The sequence below is a fragment of the Draconibacterium sediminis genome, from assembly GCF_000949475.1.
In the GTDB taxonomy this organism is placed as follows: Bacteria; Bacteroidota; Bacteroidia; order Bacteroidales; family Prolixibacteraceae; genus Draconibacterium; species Draconibacterium sediminis.
The window spans coordinates 519,056-539,177 of sequence record NZ_JRHC01000001.1; the positions used below are offsets into that span (position 1 = coordinate 519,056).

Consider the following 20,122-nt stretch of genomic DNA (forward strand, 5'->3'; position numbering starts at 1 on the left):
CTATACTTTAAATTAGTTGAAAATATATTTGATACCAATAGAAGCATACCAACACTGACCCAATGAAATGCCTGGTGTGAATGTTTTGGTATTACCATGGATTGACGAGGGTGTAGAGAATGTAGCCACACCGTCGGCATCAACACCTTCGTACTTAAGAATACGGGCATCCGAACCAATATCTGCGTTCAGGAACTTGCCTACACCCCAACTGTTGTTGAAGAAGTTCATCACGTTTTTAACATCAAGGCTAAGTTGCAGCTTGTGTACATTGTTACCTGTTTTAACCGAAAAATCGTGTTTGTAACTTAAGTCAACACGGTGTACCCACGGAGAGTAAACGCTGTAGGCTTCTGCATACTCACCTTGTTGGTCTTTCAGATAATCGTTGGAATGAACATAGTCCATAAAACGGGTTTGATCGTCGGCTGAAACAAAGCGGAAATCGCCGTTTGCCACCTCTTCGTCGGTCGGAACATAAATTGCATCGTAGTTGTAACCATCACCGTTCATATCATTAACAGTCATAAATGATTCGTTTGCTCCACCGCGCCATCCTTCGTAAATAATACTGTAGTGGTTGCCGCTCTTGTCGTGTGCAGTAAGTGATGCTACCAAACGATCGGGTGTGGTATATTGCGAATTGTGCAATTTAATATTGTTAGGACCTTCAACAGTTGGAACATAGGTAAATGCCGATTCCGGGTTCGATCCAGGCATGCCGGTTACATCTTTTGCAACGGTGTGTGTATAGGCAGCCATCACGCTAACCCATTCCGCCGGTTTAGCATTAACAGTGATGTTGGCTGACCAGCCATAACCACGGCTTGTGTTATCCAAAACAAATGCTTTGGTTCCGGTACGGTAACCTGCCGGGTAAATCGGACGATTATCAACTCCGTTAAAACGGGCAAAACCTCCAACATTTGGAATACTCCAGTCGGAAATAGAAACTCCGTTGATTGTTTTGTTATAGATTCCTTCTACCGTTGCCGACAATGGGAACGATGTTGGGAATGCATAATCAACAGCAAATGATGTTTTCCAAACCTGTGGCATTTTAAAATCTGAAGCTACAGCAGCAATTGAAGAAGGAACAGTACCGTCTTCAGGTGAGATTGTTGTAGGATAACCTAAACTTGCCAGTTTATCATGTAATGCTGCTATTGTTGCATTTCCTTCGGCATCGGTTACCAAACCACCGGCAAATTCATCCATTGAGAAACCATTGTTCCCAGCATTCCGTGCATTGATTTGAGCCTGGTATTGAACCATACCGCCGTTGGTTGGCATGTTGGTGAAGAATACCAGTGGTAAATTACCCGAGAAAAGACCGGTACCACCACGAACCTTCAGGCTCTTGTCGCCAGATGCATCCCATACAAAACCTACACGAGGAGAGAATATGATATTTGCATCAGGCCATTTTCCTGTGTCAATACTACGACCGTTATAATCAAGGTCTTTAATTGCCTGGTTTGTAATCAGGTCATTATTGTTAAAGATAAGTGCGTCAATGCGAAGTCCGTACGAAAGCTTAAATCTTTCGGTAACACTCCAGTCATCCTGGGCGTAAGCTCCAATTTTGTTACTTCTTACACGAGCTGCAGGATTCGCTTCACCATCGTAGCCATAAGTTAAGTTTACAATCTCAGGCGTTGCTTCGTTTAAGAAATCGTCAAGACTTGAGTAGCGGTAATAACCGGTTCCGTTACGCATGTAGGCATTATCAGCCATCTTGTACTCGTAAGCAATACCGCCAACAATTTTATGATTACCCATATAGAAGGTCATCTCATCTTTAATGTTCCATACATTGTTGTGAACACCGTTGTTCCAGGTAAATAGCTCGTAACCTAAAGAAAGGTATGCCTGATCGTCTTTCAAAATGTCGATAAAAGGAAACGGTGCAGAATTTGTTCCGCGTACATCGTCGAGTTTTGAGAAGGTTGCCAGGAACTGGTTCGAGATGTTTTCCGATAAACGACTGTTTAAGTCAAAAGAGAACGAATGAACAAGGTTGTCCATCGAATACATCGAGTTGGCATACGACATGGAAGCCTGTGACATCCTGGCCTCCGACATACGGGTACCTCCATCCATTGAGGATGCGTTAGGCGATCTCCATGAAGTGTTCTTTGTGTAGTTATAGCGTAATGCTAAACGATGTTTGTCGGTAATGTTCCAGTCGATACGTGCGAGCAGTTTTTTGTTGCTTTCGTCTGCCGGGAAACTGGTGAAAGATCCTGTTTCGTATCCATATTTATTTCTTACAAAATCAGAAACAGTCTGAAGATCGTCTTCTGTTGTGCGGGAAATAAAATTGTCAGGATCAGCAACACCATCAGTTGAAGCTCTCCAACGATTGGCAACAGTTGGAGTTTCCTCCTTCTCGGCGTTTATGAAGAAGAACAATTTGTTTTCAATGATCGGACCTCCTAATGTAAATCCGTATAAGGTATTACGGTCTTTCTCACGTGCACCGGCTATTTCCTGTCCATCAACAGCATTTCCGCGCATGTTTTCATTTCGGTGATAAGTGTATGCGCTTGCTTTAAAGGTATTTGTACCCGATTTTGTAATAGCGTTTACACCACCGCCAATAAAGTTTGTCTGGCGCACATCGTATGGGGCAATTACAACTTGCAATTCTTCAATAGCTTCGATAGAGATTGGATTACCTCCACCAGGAAGATTATCACTCAAACCAAAGTTGTTGTTGAAATTTGCACCATCCACTGTAAAGTTAGCCGTACGACCATCGGATCCGGCAAAGCTCATTCCATCACCGCCATAAGGAGAAAGGCGGGTAATGTCCATAATGCTGCGGGTTACGGTAGGCAGGTTATCAATCTGGTCGTTAGTGATATTGGTAACTGCTCCGGTTTTCTCGTTCGAGAATTTTGTACGGGTTGCCGAAACAATAACTTCGTCTATTGACAATGCTTCTTCTGTAAGTACCACATTCATTACATAGTTCTCACCTAAACTCAAGGTAATATTGTTTTGAGTAAATGCACCATAACCGATAAACGTAATAATTACTGAATAAGGTCCACCTACGCGCATACCGTTTAGGTTAAACCGGCCCTCCACGTTGGTTACGGTACCATAAGTCGTTCCTGAAGGGGTGTGTGTGGCAACCACCGTTGCACCTATTACAGCTCCTTCAGCATCAGTAACCCGTCCACTCATACTGGAGGTGGTTACCTGTGCCTGAATAATAGTAGCAGAAAAGACAATTAGCGCTACTAATAAAAAACTGATTTTTTTAATCATAGATTTGGAATTTAAATAATTATTGAATGGATTGTATGTGTTTGTTTCTCTTATTGTTAAAAGATAATGAATGGGACGATTGAACATATTGTATTGTGTATCCTAATGTGGTTCTCATTTTGTTTTTGTGTGCAGTTTATTATTGACTATAAAATCAATCCCTCCACCCTAATTTCCTAAACATGCAGCAAAGGAAAGTCTTCTTTCAGTTGTTTTTGTTAAATAGATGTTATTTTATTGTGTATTATGCCTTAACTTTTACCCCACTTCGAACTAGATAAAATTCCTATTAATGCACAGTAAAAACAAGTCTACATCGATTAAGTTGTTAAACAAATTGTTTGAGTTATTAACATTTTTATTCACATTTTAACATTTGTGCAGTGTTCCGGAACTGGTTAAATCGTAGCTTATTGTTAAGTAAGTTGATGGATTTTGATTTTCTTAAAAAATTCTTGAAAAATAATGCGATTTGTAATATACAGTAAATCAGTATGAAAGGCGTTTATATTTAGATTTGATCGAAAAAATATGGTACTATGTGTTGCAAAGTACTAGATTAATGACATATATTTGTAATGCAAACAACGATGTAAAAAAAAGTACATTCTTTAAAAAAGTTCTTTGCAGGTTGTAACGGAAACAAAAAACAATCGTCTTAAAGACGGAAACAGAAAACAATTAGAAAGCAGAAATGAAGAGCGAACTTCGGAAAAAATCGCAAAGCCAAAAAACAAAAACAAAAGCAGAAACAGAAAACAAAAACTCAAAGTCATGAAAACAAAAAACAATGTTCAGAAAGCAGTTTTACGATCAGCAGCAGTAGTAGTTAGTTTTGTTCTTATTAGTTTTACAGTAAGCGCACAAACATTTTGGAAACGTTTATTGGAGAATACAGGATTCAGCGATATTGCCATTGCAATGGCAGCGCCCACCGAAATGGAGGATATAGAGGGAATTCCTGCAGAGACTGAAGCTAACTATTACTTTGTTGAAGAAGTTGAGCCGGCCATGGAAGTTGAAGCATGGATGACCGACGATTCAAGATTTAACACCACTCAGTTTGTGTACAGCGAGGCAAGCGAAACAAGCCTTGAGCTGGAGGACTGGATGATGAATGAAACACTGTTTCAGCCGGTGGTAGAGGAAGAAGCAGCGCTGGAGCTGGAAGCCTGGATGGTTTCGGAAAGTACCTGGAATATTTAACAGCAGGTAAAACCAATTAATTGTGATGAAAACAGAGGACTAACAGATAGAAAGGGACAAAAAATGAAGATAGAAAACACAAAAGCACAAATGAGAAAGGGAGTACTGGAATACTGTATTCTGCTCGTTCTCGACGGAAAGCCACTTTATGCCAGCGATATTATCGAGTCGTTGAAAGAAGCAAAAATGATAGTGGTAGAAGGAACGTTATATCCCTTGTTAACGCGGCTGAAAAACGCAGGGTTACTGGGTTATCGCTGGGAAGAATCAACACAGGGGCCACCTCGAAAATATTATGAGCTTACCGAAACCGGCCGTAGCTTCTTAATTGAACTCGAAGGTTCGTGGAGCGAACTGGTTGGTGCAGTACAAACAATTAGAGACAACAAAGCTTAGTCCATCCTAATAAATTCAAACAAAAAACAAGATGAAAAAGACATTCACAATAAATATAAGCGGCACAATATTTCACATTGAAGAGGATGCTTACGAGGTGCTGCAAAAATACCTTATCAATCTGAAAAACCATTTTGGAGTTGACGAGGAAGGAAGAGAGATTATTGCTGATATTGAGGCTCGAATTGCCGAAATTTTCAGTTCGAAAAGTACCGAAGAGAAAAAGGTGATTACCGTTGAGTGGGTAAATGAAATGGTTGAGGTAATGGGAACGCCCGAAGACTTTGCCGAGGAAGAAGGCGAAGATGAAGATGTTTCAATTGCATCGGAAGCCAAGCGCAAACGCCGTTTGTACCGCGATCCCGATCATCGGGTGTTGGGTGGTATTTGCGGAGGTTTGGGTGCTTACTTTAACATGGATCCTGTAATCTTACGTATCATTTTGGTGATTCTGTTTTTTGTAACATCGGGTGCTGCCGGACTGGCTTACCTGATTTTATGGATAGCTGTGCCGAAAGCAGTTAGTACAGCACAACGCCTTGAAATGCGCGGTCAGGAGGCTACCGTAAAAAATATCGAGAAATCGATAAAAGAAGAGGTAAAAGAAGTAAAAGAAAGCTATAAGAAATTTAAAGAATCGGATACCTACTCGAAAGGAAAAAAGTCGATGGAAGGAGCCGGCGACGTGGTTTACAATATCTTCAAAGTAATTCTGAAAGTATTTGTAATTGTGTTTGGTGTGTTCCTTATCCTGTCCGGCTTTTTCGGAATACTCGGATTGGTGTCGTCGATGGTTATTGGCCATTCGTTTGTTGAAGGAATGCCGCTGATTTGGGGACCCGAAATTCATGTGCCCAATATGTTGAACCACTTTATTGAGCCGGGTACAGCTACCTGGGGCCTGATATTGGTTGGATTGATAGCAGGCCTCCCGTTATTGGCACTTGTTTATATCGGAACCAAACTGGTTTTCAGGTATAAATCGAACAATGCAATTGTTGCCTTGTCGATGGTAGGTGTTTGGTTGGTAGCGATTTTCGCCCTGTTAATTCTTTCGGTTGGGCAGGTTGGAAACTATAAACAAAGCTCATCGATTACCAAAAGCGAAACCATTTCGTGCGATTCTTGCCAAACTTTATATCTCCGAATGGCCGAAGATAAACTGGATGATTACGCTGAGATTGATTGGGATGTGGAAGGTTTTAAGGTAGCTGTTATTGATGGAGAAGAAGTAGTGGTTGGTTATCCGCAGTTGGATGTAATCCGTTCGTCGGGCGATGATTTTGTAGTAACAGTGCGCTATTCATCAAGAGGTAAAACACGCGACAACGCTAAACAGTGGTGCGAAGAAATGGTGTACACTTATGAAAGAACCGATTCAACCCTTTATTTCGATCCGTATTTCTTTATCGGCGACGAGGCAAAATGGAGAGGTCAGGAAGTGGATATAAAAATAAGAGTACCTGAAGGAAAAGCAGTGTTCCTTGGAAACGACATGGATGAAATTATTCATGATATAGAAAATGTTTCGAATACCTGGGATGGCGATATGGTTGGAAAATACTGGGAAATGAAACCGGAAGGATTGACCGAAAAAATGATTAAATAAAAACACAAAGTCATGGAGACACGAAGAGTAAAGCGCAGATTTAGCTTTATAGCTTAGTGTCTTCGTGTTTAAAAAAAAGTAGCTATGAAAACAGTAACAACATTACTTTTTGCGCTTGGTCTTATGTTAGCCGGGTTACTGGCGTCAGGACAAAGCAAGTCGGATAAAATGTATGACACCTTTGCCAATAAAGACGGCGTAACCAGCTTTTCGTTCTCAAAAGATATGATCGATGCTATTGATATCGATTTGGGTGATGATGATGAAAAGAATGTAACAGGCGATTTAAATCGAATACGGTTTATGTCGTACAATCCCGAAAAAGGGAGTTTGAAAAATAGCGAGTTTACCCAAAAAGCAATTGCGCTTCTTCCCGCCAAATATGAGAAATACGAAGATGATGACGATGATTCAGATGCGGTGATCTATTTACTGGGAGGGAAAAAGAAATATTCCGAGTGTCATGTTTTCATCACTAGTGAAAATCCGGAAGGCAACAGTTTTATTGTATCGTTCTTTGGCGATTTTAATGTAAATGATATCGACAAATTGAAGTCGCAAGGGCAGGACATGTCGGAATAAGAAGTTAAAATTTCATTTTATTTGAAGGTCGTTATAAGCAAAAGTGCTTATAACGACCTTTTATTTTGTGGTTAATTGTGTTAACTAATCGTGTCTCAATGTTAAATCTTGTCCCAAAATGAAACAAATCCCGCCAATCAGGCTTTTTGAATTCACACGTTTATGTTAATTCTTTATTTTTAGCGCCTAAAGTGTAACAAGTTGTAATTGTTATATTTGGAATGATTGATTGCATGTTGGTAATTGTTGTTTTAAGAATTGTAAAAACACAAGCAAGCGGTTTTATGCAGAAAGGCCCAAAATGGTACTGATGCATCTTCCCCGGAGAGCCATCAAAACTGTTATTGTCATGTGCAGGCAGTAACAGAAGGAACAAAAGATAGAAAAGTAAGAGTAAAAGAATTGTGCTAACAGTATGCTTTAGGGACATATTGACTATTCCCCGTACTGCCAATATGCGGATGATAAATCCAGGCCTTTCGGGTACTGGGAATCGGTCTGTCCTGATATTTCTCCTTATTATTTTGTTTTTACTTCTTCAAAGTTTGGCAGCATCTGCGCAAACAAAAACTGTAATTGAAGGAGACCTTATCGTTGAAACCAACAAAACAAGGGTAATTGCTGAAAATGATACACTGATAGTTACAGGAAAACTGGAGTTGAAACAGGGAGCAATACTAACTATTGAAGCGAACGCCGTTTGTATTATCTACGGAGACTTAATTGTTAAGAATTCAGTGAATTTAAGCGTGGGAGCCAAGCTAATCGTGGGGGGTAACCTCGAAGCGCCCTCCGGCAGTGGTAAAGTGGAATTAGATGTTGATCCGGCAGCTGCATTTTATATATTAGGAACTGTTTCAGATAATAGTGGCGATTTTAATTGCGGCAACACTTCTAATTATGACCCGCCCGGCGACAATACCTGTAATTATGGTGATATTATTTCGCTCGAAGACAATGAAAACGACAGCACAGGAATATACGATTTGTTTGTGTCGGGAGACGCTGAAAAGGGGGTAACTCCGGTTTATTCAGAACTGTGTGCCGAAAGCTCGGTTATTCTTTCGGCTGTTTACACTTCTGCCGATTCGTATCAATGGTGCGATTCAACGGGCACTCCAATTCAAGGAGAAACCGGAGTCGACTTTGAAGTATCAGAACCAGGTGAGTATTTCGTAAAAATCTACGATTCAACATTCGAACAAAATCCAACAATATCGCACCGTGCAAAGGTTGTTGGGACATCTTTAGCTGTAGATATCGTTGCCGATAATGGCCCTGTTTGTTCCGGATCAACCGTAGAATTTACGCTGGCCGGTACTGAAGGTGCCACCGTATTTTATACCATAAACGGGAGCAGCACTCAATCGATAGTACTTGCAGATGGAACAGCAATAGTTTCCGTATTAAATGCACAAACAGATCAAATAGTAAACATCATTTCGGTTCAAAGTGGCCCGGTGAGTTGCGATGTCAACCTTTTATCAACGGTCACTGTAAATCCTTTGCCGAATACCGGCCAAATTATACCTGATTAAAACAACAAAACGATAAAAACAAAAAGATGAAAAAGACATTAACTTATTTAATTGTAACCATAGCGTTTATAGCTATAAGCGGAATGGTTATGGCGCAAGGAGGAGGAAATCCATTGGTCAATTCAACACATGGATATAAAGTAATTCCGGGGGATTCCGGAAACGATTTTTTGTGGGAAATAACTGGAGGTACCGAGGACGTGGATTATGTTGTAAACTCAGCAAATTTAACAGGTGATTCATTAAACATTACATGGTTGAGCACCACAGGGAATCCGTATAAGTTAACTTTTAAAGAGACTGATACTTCAACAGGTTGTGAAACATCTAAAGAGCTTACGCTGAATGTTGTGGCAAATACATTTGATGTTAGCATTTCCAATCCTATTGCAACCTGCAACAGTGCAAACGATACAACGGATGCAAGTAATAATTTCTCTATAATCGATTTTACAGTGAATATGACCACTGGCAGTAGCTCATGGAATCCAAATTGGGAAATTACTTTCAACGTAGCTTCAGGAAATGTCTCTTCAACGGTTGATAATGTATGGTCTGCTACAGGAACATTAAATGATAATGGTGGAGGGTCTTATACCTTAACTGATATTCCTTCCTCATCATTAAATAACGAAATCACAATATCAGTAAGGCTTGCAGGTGCTGCATTTACTGAATTAAGTGCCGATGTGAATATTACTGAAGCAAAAGAACTTGAATATAATACTCCGGATAAAGATAACGACGATTGGACTGCTGCCGGAATCATTAATCCCATACCAAATACATCAGCAATTATAACCGATTAAAAATTACACATTACACAATAAAGTTTTTTAGTATGAAAAAAATAGTTTTTCTTTTAACGGCGGTTGTTGTAACCGCTTTCAGTTCTAGTGTTTTGGCACAGAGTACCGGTGTTGAACCGGCTCCCGGAGCAACTCACAATTATAACATCACCCCAGGAGATGGCGGGAACACAATTTTGTGGACAGTGACAAAAGGAAATTTAACAACGTCTGCAGGTACAGAAGTTGTAATTGCAACTCCTTCTGCAGCCTCCACCAATATTACCTGGACAACAAGTATTGACACCACAGTAATGTATTATGTGCATGTGCTGGAAACCGATGATGAAGGATGTTCGAACGAAAAGGTATTACCTGTTAATCCTGAGCCAAGTGATTTCTATCTCGAGATTGCTGCTGCAAATGCCACTCAATGCTACGATGGTGCAGTAGTTGTAAGTCTTGCTGATCCAACAACGATTAATTACGATCATGGTACAGCAACAATAAACTTTACAATAACGCCGAACAACCTATCGGCGTCTTACACCGGTTATACATTTGATTTAGCACTTGCAGTTCCGACAGGATTTGATTATACAACAACTCCACCAACATTCTCTGCAAATGCATCATGGGATGGTACAACTGTAGCGGTAACAGATAACAGTCTGGTTACTGTAAGCTTTGCAGTTGACAATACAAACACTTACGATAATAGTTCTGCAGTTGATGCTCAAGATTTTACTGCAACGGCAAGTGTTTCAGGTGGTAAAGCTATTAACGGAGTTTCCGATAACGGAGACGGAACATATAGTGATGCTACCAGTGTTGCCCGACCAAATACCAGTGGCATCGGCTACAATTAGAAATAGACCGAACATTCACTTCAGATTGAATAGTTGAGAACAAAGGCATTTTTCATACTGATAATAACCCTTCTGGCTGCCCTGTGCGGGGCAGCACAGGAGGATTATGTCGTTTTTGAAGGTGCCGAACAGAATTATTTTGTCGAAAATCATTCAGGAAGCGATTATTCCTGGAGGGTTTTGACAAGCTTTAATCCCGACACCGAAGCAGAATCAAACGACTACGCGATAACTTCTTCTGCCAATTCAAATGAAATTCGTGTGCGTTGGAAAAGCGCCGGGCTCTACTATCTTGATGTAATCGAAACCGATTTAACAGGCTGTACCAACCGTAAAGTTGTAATGGTAACTGTTTTGCCGGCAGCACGAAGTGTGGCTTTTGCCAACCGTTTTAGTGCAATTTGTTTCACTCCCGATCCCGATGAATCGAGGCTATTACAATTGCTCGATAATGAAGGTGCAGAGCTCGATCCATCAAAATTCCCGGTAGAGATAAAAGTGGATATTAACGGTTCGGAATTTAACTTTCAGGTAAATAACGATGACCGGGGAATTACAGTTCCCGATAGTTTTATGCTGAAAGCGCCCGAGCACGATGTGCAGATTGAAATAACATTACTTGAAGCTACTGATGCAAACGGACAGAAAATTAAACCACTTGGTGGAAACGATGTGCATCGGATAACCGTTTATGCCCAGCCTGAAATAGAATACACCAGTGCCGATGCTACGATTAAAGACGGCGGTGAAGGCTTTTACGAAACTGCACTAACACGAGGAAATCCCGATGGTGCTGTTTACAGCTGGAAATTGGAGCCATCGGTTGGTACGAGTACCAATTTGCAGGCTTTAACCGGACCAACAGCCACTATTCTGTGGGACGGACCGGAAGGAACGTATACGCTTTACACCACGGTTACCGACGGAAACGGATGTGCGGCCGATACCATCAGCCAGATAGTTGAAATTGAAAAAACACATGGGCAACCTCTAGCCGTTTATGCCGGCCCCGATACTTTGATCGGAAACTGCCAGCCTTACTTGTTTAACGCGGTTTATCCTACCGAAAACAGCTATACATACCAGTGGGAGCCAGCTGCAGGATTAAGTGATCCGTCAATTCCCAATCCAGTGTTCACACCAAGCGAAACAACAACCTACATTTTAACGGTTACAACTTCGCCTGATTCTACTTATTCCGATACGGTTACCATCAACGTAGCGAATTTAGTAGCTGAAGCAGGCGACGATTTTATGATCGAATACGAATCAACGGCAATTTTAAGCGGAACGGGAAGTGTTGGCGAGCAAATACAATTTGTCTGGACAACTGCTAACGGAACCTTTGTTGGAGGCCAAAACACCGCAACTCCCGAAATTAGTTCTGCCGGAACGTATCATTTGCAGGTTACAGATATTTTTGGATGTACTGCCACGGATTCGGTGTTGGTTAGCCGCTTTATTTCGGCGCCAATTGCCCGCGATGATTACGATACCACCGAATATCGAACAGCGGTAACGATAGATCTGCTAGTGAACGATGAAGATCCGCAGCAGGAGCTTGATCCTTTATCGTTACAAATTTTGCAGGATCCCGCTAATGGTTTTGTCGATATCAACGGCGATGGTACGGTAACTTACACGCCAAATGATGGATTTTTGGGTGGCGATGTATTTCAGTACCGCATTTGTAACACCTACGAAAAGTGCAATAACGCCAATGTTTTTGTGTATGTAACGGCGGCCGATTTCTTTATTCCCGAAGCATTTACTCCAAACGCCGATAACGTAAACGACTATTTTGAAATTATAGGAATTGAGTTGTTTGAGCAAAACTCGATTACCATCATTAACCGCTGGGGAAAAACCGTGTACAAAGCCCGTGGTTATGGCATTTCTACATCGCCACAATTTTGGAATGGTAAATCGAACCAGGGTGGCGACGACAGCGACCTGCCAAGCGGAAGCTACTTTTATGTACTTGATTTAGGAAACGGAGAACAACCAATTGCCGGCTCGGTATATATTGACAGATAATGGGAAAACGAACAAAAATAGCAGCTTTTTTAATTCTTACCCTTGTGGTTTTGCTACAAGGGAAAGAGGGCAGTGCTCAGCAAGATCCCATGTACACGCAGTATATGGATAACCTGCAGGTGCTAAATCCGGGATATGCCGGTTCGCAGGGAATTGGAAATATTTTAATGGTGGCACGCAGCCAGTGGGTGGAGTTCGATGGCGCTCCGGCAACACGTTCGTTTACCTACAACACTTCGTATGACGAGCAAAATATTGGTGTGGGTTTCTCGCTGATGTCCGACCAGATCGGGCCGCTGAAACAAACCGGATTTTATGCCGACTACTCTTACTTTCTTCCGGTTTCTGAAAAATTTAAGTTGGGCTTAGGACTTAAAGGTGGTGTGAGTTTTTATCGGGCCAGCCTTGTTGCGCTTAAAACAGTTGATTCCGACCCGGTATTTAACCACGATATTTACGAGAACTTTCTGCCCAATGTTGGTGTGGGATTGTTTTTGTATTCCGAAACTACCTATTTCGGCTTATCGGTTCCGAAGCTAATTGATAATATAATTATTAACGAAGACGTAAAAACCGATTACATTAATAAACAGCAGCGGCACATGTATTTTGTGGCCGGGCACCGCTTTGATTTTAGCGAAGATTTTCAGCTAAAAACAAACGGAATGATGCGATGGGTTAAAAGTGCTCCTCTTTCGGTTGATCTGACTGTGATGGGCGGTTTCCGCGATAAATTCTGGGTGGGAGCCATGTATCGTTTTGGTGATGCGTATGGTATGCTGGTTAAGTTTAATCCCTCACCCAAAATGTCGATCGGTTATGCCTACGATATTACCGTTTCTGAGTTAAGCGCCTTTAGCAGCGGTACGCACGAAATCATGTTTAGCTATAATCTCGATCTCTTTGGCCGTGGCGGCCAGGCAACAGCTGAAAAGTAATCCCTGATGGCTCACCGCAGCCATAAAAATGTTTCACAAATCTATGTTTTCGCAGTTGAAAGCGGGCATTTTTTCAAAAAAGTGGCCCCTATCGCATGCGAAAGGTAATGTTTCTTGAAGAAAATGGCCTCCGATAACTGCGGAAGGCAATGATTTTACAAAAAAATGCCCTCTATCGCACTTGGTAGAACAGGGACTGATGCTATCGTGAGAAAAAACAAGCATGATTCCCTATTATCGCTAACAGAGATGAAAGTGAGGCGTGTCGACAGCATTTCATAGAAATAGTCAGATTACCAGGCGCATAAAACGATTGTGCATTGAACAACATTTCGAATGCGCCTTTGATTGGCTGTCACATCAACCCCGGGTTTCACCCGAGGTTATTCATATTTTAGCCCTTCGGGATATTGAGCAGAATTAAAAAGTTAAGACGAGTTTATTAACCAGCTATTTTGGAATTGTAAACTTTTAATGACGCTGGAAGCGTCTAATGTGAATAACCCGGCGCGTAGCGCCGGGATGAAATATCCAAAGGGAAATCGTCCGGCGAAGTAGGCCGATCGAAGCCAGATGGTTCTCCAGGACGAAATTCAAACGGCAATACACGTAAAAAGATGGGGCTTCTCAGAAAAAAAGCCGGGAGTTACCCCGGCCTCTAAATCGTATTTTTTCTAAAACTATTTTACCAAAACCTTTTGTGTGGTGCTGTTTCCGTTTTGTACAACGCGGATTAAATAAACACCCGGTGTAAAATTCTGCACATTAATTTCAACATTGTTTTTGCGTAAGTCGTTTGCCTGATATTGTAAAGTTCCGGCAATTGAATACACCTGAACTGTAGAAATGGTTTTATCCGAAGCTACCGTCAGTTTATTCGACGCAGGATTGGGATAAACCTGCAAATCGCTACTCATCATTTTCGGTTCATCAATATCAGTTATAATACTTGGCTCTTCAAACTGTTGTGTTGAATACAGGCGGTATTCGCCCGGAGCAAACGTAAAGGATTGATTTGTTGTTGCTATTTCAATCGAGTCACCACTGAAAAACTCGTAGTATTTCCCTGTTTCCGGGAAATCGATAGATACATCGGTTTCAGTGATGCCAAAGTTGCCCAGGGCAATTGCATGATTACCCGCGTTACTTGAAATAAACCATTTTGTGGCACCCGAAAGACTATGGGTAAATGTTTCGGGCGAGAACTCATCGTAGGTTTGTTTTAGTTCGTTCAATTTTGCCATTACCTGGAACAGATCGGTACGATCGGTATTGTTCAGGTATTGCCAGTACGGAGGTTTTTCCGAGAGGCGGCAGTCGTTGCTTATCGAACCATCAACACAACGGTTTATCGACAGGTCGTAACCGCGCTCGCCAAATTGCCAGATCATTTTTGGCCCGGGCAGCAACAAATGAAACAGTGAGTTCAACTCAATTCGTTGCAAGGCGGTGGTCTGGTTTTTAATGTTGTAATCGTCGGTACTAAGCCCCGTGTTTTTAATGGTGTACATAATGCGCTCTTCGTCGTGGCTTTCAGGGTACGAAACCAGGTTGGGTTCATTCCAGTTTCTTTGTGAGTACACTGCCCAGCTCAGGTCTGAATTTCCGGTTTGCCCGGCTGCTGCGTTTTGGTAGCTTCCGTGCATGTTTCCCCAAAGGAGTATACCGTGGTTGGCCAGCTCAGTTTCTTCCGAGTTATCTGCCAGGTGCTCGAAAATTACCAGTGCATCAGCGTTGCGTTTCCAAATTTCGTCGCTCATTCGTTTCAGATTGGCAATCCGGGCGGCATCGTATTCGCTGCCCCAGCTCGATGGTCCGTATGGTGTGTTTGAAAAGCCCTTTGTAAAATCGAAACGGAAACCATCAACTTTATATTCGCTCATCCAAAACGATGATACACTGTCGACCAACTCTTTGGTTGCGGCGGTTTCGTGGTTAAAATCGTAACCCCATCGCAGGCTTGAATTCTGGAAATTGCTTTCCTGGTTGTACCATGGATTATCGGCTGTAACCACCCAGTTGTCCATGTACATTTGAACAAACGGACTTTGCCCGTAACTGTGGTTTAACACCATATCAATTACCACTGCAATTCCACGTTGGTGGCATTCGTCAATCAGTTCTTTTAATTTGTCTTTTGGGCCGTAATATTTGTCGGGTGCAAAATAAAACGACGGGTTGTATCCCCAGCTGCTGTTACCTTCAAACTCGTTCACCGGCATCAGTTCCAGCACATTTATACGCAAATCTTCCAGGTAATCCAACTGGTCGATAACGGCCTGGTAGGTGTGTTCTGTCATAAAATCGCGTACCAGCAATTCGTAAATCACCAGTTTGTTTTTATCGGGCGTTTCAAAGTCGGTAACCTGCCAGTTGTAAGGTGTTTGTGCAGTTTGCAGCACCGACACAATTCCTTCAGTTAAACCTTCAGGATATGCTTTTAGATTGGGGTATGTTGCTTCATCGATGTAGCTGTCGTTCCAGGGGTCTAATATTTTTTCGGTGTAGGGGTCGGCAATACGAATGTTTCCATCAATAAGGTACTGGTAGGCATACTCTGTTCCGGCTTCCAAGCCGTTAAGTTCCAGCCAGAAATAGTCGCCGTCTTTTTTCATCAGGTAATTGTCGGAAAGTTGCCAGTCGTTAAAATCGCCCTGTACGTAAACAAATTCTTTTAGTGGCGCCCACAGCACCAGTGCCGCGGTGTTATCGTCGATGTAGTTGATTCCTTTTTTATATCCTGCGGGTAGTGGTTCGTTAACCACATTGCTGCCTACAAAAATATTCAGCGAATCGAAAACGGTTTCGCCGTTGGCGGTGGCTTCGGCAATCAGCCAGTAGTTTCCGCTTTCGGTAAAAGTATGTGTGGTGGTAATTTCGGTGCCTGTATTTTGGGTTAATACCGTTTCATCGAGACTAAGTTTTAAATCGGCCTCTGCCGATGATTGAGCTGAAAAAGTTATTGCCTCGTTTATCTTAAGTATAGAAGAGCCCGAGGGTTGGGTAATATTCACAACCAGTCCTTCTTCGAAAACAGTTACAAAAAGGTCGGAAGTTTGCTGGCTTCCATCTGCCGAACGAAAAACCAGGCAAAGTTCAGTTACCACATCTCCGGCTGCAATACTATAAAAGCTGTTGATATCGGGAGTGATAACAAGCTCGTAAATGCCTTCACCAATATACGTTAGCTGAGGTTGTGTGTCGTTGTTTCCCCACGATTCAATTACATATTGCCATCGGTCTTCACCAATTGTAACTCCTGTATGGGCGTACAAATCTCCTGTAAAATAATTAAGCCGGCTGTCTTGGGCCGAGTTAAACGTAATGGTAACAGGCTGTGTGGCCACCGGAAATTCGGGATTGGTGGTAATTTGTGCCCTTGCATTTATAGCAAAAACAAACAGGCTTATCAGGAATATAAAAGACTTGTACATTGTAATTGTTTTAGGATAAAAAAACAGGTAGTGCCAAATAAAAAGCACTACCTGTTGTATCATAACTTACAGTTATTGTGCTGTAATTTTATAGGTATATTCTGAGAAGTCAATCTCAATTTTATAAGTACCTGCTGAAGCCGGTTCCGGAATTTCTGCCGGATCAGGATCAGCATCGCCCGAACGGTAAGCAAGTTTACCCAACAAGCTGTTTCCGTTGCCGTCAGAACCCCACTGAGGAGCCCATGCACCGCTGTTGGTAGCCATAATTTTCATTCCGCCGTTGCCAACCGAAAGATCGGTTACCAGTGAGTATTTACCAACACCGTCTTTTGTGAATGCAATTCCGTTTGCCGGATCCCAGCCAACAGTAGTTGCACCACCTACCAGGTAAATTACATCCGGAATTGGATAAACCGAATAGGTAAGGTTGGTAATGTCAACATCAATGCGGTAGTCGCCTTCAACCGAAGGAGATGGAATTGATGGTGGGTCAGTATCATCTTCAGTTGGACGATAAACCAAATTACCACTGGTAGTTGTTGCAGCGTCATCAGTTCCCCACATTGGAGCCCATTGTCCCTGAGTTTGAATAAACTTGTAGTATTTATCGGCTTGCAGGTGTGCAGCAATTCCGTATTTACCACTCGACATGTACGGTGCTTCCAGTGTAGTATTGTTATCCCATCCTGCATCGGTTGCATCTCCTAACAAATAAAGAGGAGGCAATTTGATGGAATAAGTAATTACGTTGAAGCTGAACGTTTCTGATGGTAAGGCATTTGCGTAATCACTAACTGAAGCTTCAACTCTTATTTCAAGAGGAGTTTCCACTCCAGTTGGGTATTCCATCGATGTTAACAGCGAGTTTAATTCTCCAACTGTAATATCGTATCCCAATTCAGCTGACGAAACAATTATGGTAGAATTAGCAAAGTCGTTACCGGCATCGTCAATTTTTAGCAAGTAAGAAATTGCTGCCTGGAAACCAAAATCTGCTTCAGTCCAGTCAAAAGAGAACAGTACATCATCTGCTTCTTCTTCGGTAAGCAAATAAGTGCCACCGGAAGTTTCTGAAGCGGTAAGAACCGGGCTGTTTCCGTAATTAATCACCGGATCGAATGTCTCGTTCTCGCAAGAAACAAACACCAGCAAAGCAGCCAGAATACTTAATATATAATTTATCTTTTTCATGATCTATAATTTTGCAAGTGATTAATATCCTGAGTTTTGAGATAGATTTGGATTGGCACTTACATCTGAAGAAGGAAGTGGGTAAATGTTGTATTTGGCATCAACACCAATACCTTCTTTAACAGCTCCTTTCCAAGCCCAAACGTAGTCGGAGCCGGTGAATTTGCCAAAACGAATCAGGTCGGTTCTGCGGTGTCCTTCCCAGTACAATTCACGCGCACGTTCATCCAAAATAAAGTCGAGTGTAAGGTCGGCTTCGGTCATGTTACCAAAGTCGTCGCCATATGCTCTTTCGCGCAATTCGTTAACGTACGACAGTGCAGTGCTCATGCTTCCGCCACCACCGCGCAGTACTGCCTCGGCATACATCAGGTAAGCATCGGCCAAACGGAACATCGGGAAATCAGTGTCGGGATGTGTTAAATCCGATCCGGTTTCGCCGGTAGAAGTTACGTTTTTCCACTTGGTAATGGCATAACCGTTTGTGAACTCAAACAGGTCATCAATTTCAAGTGTTTGCCCGTCGGTGAAGAACAAGGCGCGGCCATCAGAACTGAATTTCTCAACTGTGTAAGTATAATCCGGCGATTCCAGTTTCATGGTAATTTTGTAGCTACCGCCCTCAGCAATGGCAATGTTTAAACCACCTGCATCCAAAACACCATCGGCACCGTCATCGCCATAGTTCAGGTCCCAACCGTCGTTAGCGCGGAATTTAATTTCGCCCGCAGCCAGATCGATTTCGGCAACCCATGTTTTGCTGGCAGCATCAAACTCCATGTTTTGGTCCGAATCCCAGCCACCTGCTGTAGCTGATCCGATAATTCCCCAATCGGTTTTCATTACTGAATATGTACCATCAACTGTATTTACATTTATCTTGTAGTAGCCAGCCTCGTCAACTGAAAGGTTTTGTCCGTTTGGTTCCAGTGAGCCGTCGCCACCGTCGTCTCCCCAGTTCACATCCCAGTTTGGCCCGGCGGTAAATTTAAATTCACCTGCATCGGCAAAATATACATAACCTTCGTAGTTATCATCAGAATTAACCGAAGCCAGTGTTGGTGCTACATCCGGCGACCAGTCGCTTTCGCTGTAACCCGCTGCAACCTGGTAGCCACCAGGTACATAAATTACCGGATAGTCAGCAGTTGCATTAACACTTTTTAATTTTGGAGCCATGGTTTCCAAATCAAGGAATTTGCCAACAAACTCTTTGGTTGTTCTTAAACCACTCCATCCGCCGTCGATACCAAATTCAGCAGGGTCCATTGTTCCTCCAACAGGTGCGTGAACAAGGAAAGTTGTTCCACCCCAGGTACGAATGTTGGTTCCATCCTGAATAATTGGGAAAATGGTTTCGCTTGATGTATGGTTATCAGCAAGGAACATGTGCGAATATTCCGGATTGAGCGAATAGCCTGCGTTAATTACTTTTTCCGAGTAGCTAAGCGCATCGTTAAATCGTGCTGTTCCGGTGTAAACTTCGGCATTTAAATACATTTTTGCCAAAACCATCCAAACAGTTGCCTGGTCGGCTCTTCCATATTCGGCACTTCCGGGTGCTGCAAGTTCGTTTTCAACAGCCAGTAATTCCGATTCAACATAGTTAAACAGGTCGGTTCTTGAAATCTGCTCCGGGAAGAATGCTCCAACGTTGTCTTCTTCGGTAACAAATGGTACGCTACCAAATAAGTCAACAGCATGGTAGTAGCTCAGTGCACGCAGGAAACGGGCTTCTGCACGGTACATTTCAATGTCGGTACGGATAGCGCCGTCGATTCCGCGTCCGTCTAATTTATCGGCAGTTGTTTCGCGAATAAACTCGTTACACAACGACACCTGGTAAAAAATACGGTAATACAGGTTGGTAATAAAACCATCGTCGGCCGACCAGTCTATATCGTGGAAATCGCGCAAGGTAGCATCGTTCCATCCAATAACTGCTTCATCGGTTGGAAGCTCCTGTGCATACCAGTAAGCACGCAGGTACTGACCGAAACCTTCGTCCAAACCACTAAGGTCGTTGTTTCCGCTTGGTCCTTGCTGGCCACTAACTGCTAAACCTGCATATAGTTTTGCCAGAACTTGAATGTAGTTGTTCGGATTTTCGTAAACACTTTCCGAGGTAACCACATCTTCATCGATTGGCACGGTGTCCAAATCGTTGGTACATGATGTAATTGCAAGCAGTGCTGCAAGTACTATTATGCTTAAATATTTAAATTTCTTTATTATCATGGTTATCAGTTTTT

General features: G+C 42.4%; 13 protein-coding genes. 9 read left to right on the forward strand and 4 right to left on the reverse strand.

Going from position 1 to position 20,122, the window contains the following annotated elements; translation table 11 throughout:
• Positions 1–12: 12 nt before the first annotated feature.
• On the reverse strand, positions 13–3,279 hold the full coding sequence (locus LH29_RS02080) for a TonB-dependent receptor (protein WP_045025889.1): 3,267 nt from the start codon (positions 3,277–3,279) through the stop codon (positions 13–15).
• Between the two features lie 774 nt (positions 3,280–4,053).
• Between LH29_RS02080 and LH29_RS02085 the strand changes: the two genes are divergently transcribed.
• The 9 genes from LH29_RS02085 to LH29_RS02125 all read left to right on the forward strand — a co-directional run bounded on the left by LH29_RS02085 (position 4,054) and on the right by LH29_RS02125 (position 13,242).
• On the forward strand, positions 4,054–4,485 hold the full coding sequence (locus LH29_RS02085) for a hypothetical protein (protein ID WP_157493534.1): 432 nt from the start codon (positions 4,054–4,056) through the stop codon (positions 4,483–4,485).
• Positions 4,486–4,548: 63 nt separating this feature from the next.
• Positions 4,549–4,881, forward strand: a complete 333-nt coding sequence (locus LH29_RS02090) for a PadR family transcriptional regulator (protein ID WP_045025891.1) — start codon at positions 4,549–4,551, stop codon at positions 4,879–4,881.
• Positions 4,882–4,912: 31 nt separating this feature from the next.
• Positions 4,913–6,490: a PspC domain-containing protein gene (locus LH29_RS23580; protein WP_052670548.1), complete on the forward strand. Its 1,578-nt coding sequence runs from the start codon at positions 4,913–4,915 to the stop codon at positions 6,488–6,490.
• Between the two features lie 84 nt (positions 6,491–6,574).
• A complete protein-coding gene (locus LH29_RS02100) occupies positions 6,575–7,072 on the forward strand; it encodes a DUF4252 domain-containing protein (protein WP_045025892.1) in 498 nt (165 codons plus the stop codon).
• Positions 7,073–7,617: 545 nt separating this feature from the next.
• Positions 7,618–8,610 carry a hypothetical protein gene (locus tag LH29_RS02105; protein ID WP_045025893.1) on the forward strand — a complete coding sequence of 331 codons (993 nt, stop codon included), beginning with the start codon at positions 7,618–7,620 and terminating at the stop codon, positions 8,608–8,610.
• A gap of 26 nt (positions 8,611–8,636) precedes the next feature.
• Positions 8,637–9,419, forward strand: coding sequence for a hypothetical protein (locus LH29_RS02110; protein ID WP_157493535.1), 783 nt, complete (start codon positions 8,637–8,639; stop codon positions 9,417–9,419).
• A gap of 32 nt (positions 9,420–9,451) precedes the next feature.
• Positions 9,452–10,267 (forward strand): hypothetical protein, encoded by an 816-nt coding sequence (locus LH29_RS02115; protein WP_045025895.1) that lies wholly within the window; start codon positions 9,452–9,454, stop codon positions 10,265–10,267.
• A gap of 33 nt (positions 10,268–10,300) precedes the next feature.
• Positions 10,301–12,304 (forward strand): T9SS type B sorting domain-containing protein, encoded by a 2,004-nt coding sequence (locus tag LH29_RS02120; RefSeq protein WP_045025896.1) that lies wholly within the window; start codon positions 10,301–10,303, stop codon positions 12,302–12,304.
• Positions 12,304–13,242: a PorP/SprF family type IX secretion system membrane protein gene (locus tag LH29_RS02125; RefSeq protein ID WP_045025897.1), complete on the forward strand. Its 939-nt coding sequence runs from the start codon at positions 12,304–12,306 to the stop codon at positions 13,240–13,242. Before LH29_RS02120 ends, LH29_RS02125 begins: the two co-directional genes overlap by 1 nt.
• 680 nt (positions 13,243–13,922) lie before the next feature.
• Here LH29_RS02125 and LH29_RS02130 read toward each other — a convergent pair.
• The 3 genes from LH29_RS02130 to LH29_RS24505 are packed head-to-tail and all read right to left on the reverse strand — an operon-like array spanning position 13,923 to position 20,108.
• On the reverse strand, positions 13,923–16,739 hold the full coding sequence (locus LH29_RS02130) for an alpha-amylase family glycosyl hydrolase (RefSeq protein WP_052670549.1): 2,817 nt from the start codon (positions 16,737–16,739) through the stop codon (positions 13,923–13,925).
• 9 nt (positions 16,740–16,748) lie between these two features.
• A complete protein-coding gene (locus LH29_RS02135; protein ID WP_045025898.1) occupies positions 16,749–17,870 on the reverse strand; it encodes a SusE domain-containing protein in 1,122 nt (373 codons plus the stop codon).
• 21 nt (positions 17,871–17,891) lie between these two features.
• Positions 17,892–20,108 (reverse strand): RagB/SusD family nutrient uptake outer membrane protein, encoded by a 2,217-nt coding sequence (locus tag LH29_RS24505; RefSeq protein ID WP_052670550.1) that lies wholly within the window; start codon positions 20,106–20,108, stop codon positions 17,892–17,894.
• Between the last annotated feature and the right edge of the window lie 14 nt (positions 20,109–20,122).

Bases quoted from the DNA above. Each gene is read 5' to 3' on its own strand.
- LH29_RS02130 (WP_052670549.1), bottom strand. From the start codon at position 16,739: ATGATACAACAGGTAGTGCTTTTTATTTGGCACTACCTGTTTTTTTAT.
- LH29_RS24505 (WP_052670550.1), bottom strand. From the start codon at position 20,108: ATGATAATAAAGAAATTTAAATATTTAAGCATAATAGTACTTGCAGCA.
- LH29_RS02085 (WP_157493534.1), top strand. From the start codon at position 4,054: ATGAAAACAAAAAACAATGTTCAGAAAGCAGTTTTACGATCAGCAGCA.
- LH29_RS02115 (WP_045025895.1), top strand. From the start codon at position 9,452: ATGAAAAAAATAGTTTTTCTTTTAACGGCGGTTGTTGTAACCGCTTTC.
- LH29_RS02125 (WP_045025897.1), top strand. From the start codon at position 12,304: ATGGGAAAACGAACAAAAATAGCAGCTTTTTTAATTCTTACCCTTGTG.
- LH29_RS02100 (WP_045025892.1), top strand. From the start codon at position 6,575: ATGAAAACAGTAACAACATTACTTTTTGCGCTTGGTCTTATGTTAGCC.
- LH29_RS02080 (WP_045025889.1), bottom strand. From the start codon at position 3,279: ATGATTAAAAAAATCAGTTTTTTATTAGTAGCGCTAATTGTCTTTTCT.
- LH29_RS02135 (WP_045025898.1), bottom strand. From the start codon at position 17,870: ATGAAAAAGATAAATTATATATTAAGTATTCTGGCTGCTTTGCTGGTG.
- LH29_RS23580 (WP_052670548.1), top strand. From the start codon at position 4,913: ATGAAAAAGACATTCACAATAAATATAAGCGGCACAATATTTCACATT.
- LH29_RS02110 (WP_157493535.1), top strand. From the start codon at position 8,637: ATGAAAAAGACATTAACTTATTTAATTGTAACCATAGCGTTTATAGCT.
- LH29_RS02090 (WP_045025891.1), top strand. From the start codon at position 4,549: ATGAAGATAGAAAACACAAAAGCACAAATGAGAAAGGGAGTACTGGAA.